This window comes from Promicromonospora kroppenstedtii DSM 19349 (assembly GCF_000515355.1).
GTDB classification, from domain to species: Bacteria; Actinomycetota; Actinomycetes; order Actinomycetales; family Cellulomonadaceae; genus Promicromonospora; species Promicromonospora kroppenstedtii.
Map to the genome: position 1 here is coordinate 83,838 of NZ_KI911694.1, position 1,155 is coordinate 84,992.

1 protein-coding gene is annotated in these 1,155 nt (G+C 73.2%); it reads right to left on the bottom strand.

The window, feature by feature from the left end; translation table 11 throughout:
• A partial coding sequence (gene glmU, locus PROKR_RS17575; RefSeq protein ID WP_036965216.1) for a bifunctional UDP-N-acetylglucosamine diphosphorylase/glucosamine-1-phosphate N-acetyltransferase GlmU occupies positions 1–1,155 on the bottom strand: 1,155 nt, incomplete at both ends.

The following is a 1,155-nucleotide window of genomic DNA, read 5'->3' on the forward strand; positions in this document are numbered from 1 at the left end:
GGCCGTTCCGGGCCGCCGGCGGCCGACCCAGCCCTCGATGTTGCGCTGCTGCCCGGCCGTGACGCCGAGTGCGCCCGCGGGCACGTCCCGGCGGATCACGGAGCCGGCGGCGGTGTACGCGCCGTCGCCCACGGTCACGGGGGCCACGAACATGTTGTCCGCCCCCGTGCGCGCGTGGGAGCCGATCACCGTGCGGTGCTTGTGCACGCCGTCGTAGTTGACGGTCACCGACGCGGCGCCGATGTTGGTGTGCTCGCCGATCGAGGCGTCGCCGACGTAGGAGAGGTGCGGCACCTTGCTGCCCTCGCCGATCTCGGCGTTCTTCGTCTCGACGAACGTGCCGATCTTGCCCTTGCGGCCCAGCCTCGTGCCCGGACGCAGATAGGCGAACGGGCCCACGGTCGCACTCTCCCCGATGACGGCGAGCGACCCGTGCGTGCGGACCACGGTGGCACCGGCCCCGACCTCGACGTCGGTCAGCGTGGTGTCCGGGCCGATCGTGGCGCCCGTGGCCACCACGGTGGCGCCCTGGAGCTGCGTGTTGGGCAGGAGCGTGACGTCCGGGGCGAGCTCGACGTCGACGTCGATCCACGTGGTCGCCGGGTCCTGCACGGTCACGCCCGCGCGCTGCCACTCCTCGACGATGCGGCGGTTCATCTCGCGGGCCAGGACGGAGAGGGCGACGCGGTCGTTGACGCCCTCGACCAGCATGGGGTCGTCGGCGAGCAGCGCCCGGACGTGGAGGCCCTGCGCGCGGGCGAACGCGACGACGTCGGTCAGGTAGACCTCGCCCTGCGCGTTCTTGCTGTCCAGGCCGGTCAGGCCGCGCCGCAGCGTGGCGGCGTCGAACACGTAGACCGACGAGTTGATCTCCCGGATGGCGAGCTGGTCCGCGCTCGCGTCCTTGTGCTCCACGATCTCGAGCACGTCGCCGGTGTCCTTCTCGCGGACGATGCGGCCGTAACCCGTGGCGTCGTCCACCTCGGTGGTCAGGACCGTGACGGCGTTGCCGTCGGCGTGGTGCGCCGCCAGCAGCTGGCCGAGCGTCGCGCCGTCGAGCAGCGGGACGTCGCCCGCGACCACGACCACGGAGCCCTCGATGCCGTCGCCCACGACCTCACCGTCGGCGAGGCCGGCGGCGGCCGCGGCGGCCTG